Below are 761 nucleotides of genomic sequence, written 5' to 3' on the forward strand. Positions count from 1 at the left end.
GTCCAACGCCAGTTCCATGCCGACCGCCCGAACCAGTTGTGGGTGTCGGACTTCACCTATGTATCGACCTGGCAGGGCTGGCTGTACGTGGCGTTCGTGATCGACGTCTTTGCACGGCGGATCGTCGGCTGGCGAGTCAGTACCAGCATGAAGACAGACTTCGTACTGGATGCCCTAGAGCAAGCCTTGTATGCCCGTCAGCCGCATTGCTCGGGTGGTCTGATCCATCACAGCGACCGTGGAAGCCAGTACGTCTCGATCCGCTATACCGAACGGCTGGCAGAGGCCGGCATTGAGCCTTCGGTTGGCAGCAAGGGAGACAGCTACGACAACGCCTTGGCCGAAACCATCAACGGGTTGTACAAGGCCGAGCTGATTTACCGTCAGTCATGGAAGAGCCGCGAAGCCGTCGAAATGGCGACTTTGAAATGGGTGCACTGGTACAACCACCAACGCCTGCTGAGCTCAATCGGATATATCCCGCCTGCGGAGGCTGAGGCAAACTTCCACCAGCAACAAGCAGGTCAGGACATGGCGGCCTGACTTAAACGAAACGGCCTCCACAAAACCCGGGGCGATTCAATATCTATTTAGCGGCTAACAAGCAACTGAAACGACTGGCTGCGTTAAATGCCGAGCTGTCTATCCTGCTCAGCCCCGGCACACCGGCCATGCAAGCGGTGTGGATTCTGCTGGGCAAAACGCGCTACCCGGCGAAGTTCTACCAGTCCTCACTTGAGCAAGGCGTGCAGCAGGTTGAG

The 761-nt window shown here is 57.7% G+C and carries 1 pseudogene; it reads left to right on the forward strand.

Going from position 1 to position 761, the window contains the following annotated elements:
• Positions 1 to 543: pseudogene (locus tag N879_RS12980) on the forward strand (IS3-like element ISPst4 family transposase); the annotation flags it as partial.
• Positions 544 to 761 lie beyond the last annotated feature (218 nt).

The organism is Alcaligenes sp. EGD-AK7 (genome assembly GCF_000465875.3).
Classification (GTDB): Bacteria; Pseudomonadota; Gammaproteobacteria; order Burkholderiales; family Burkholderiaceae_B; genus Alcaligenes; species Alcaligenes phenolicus.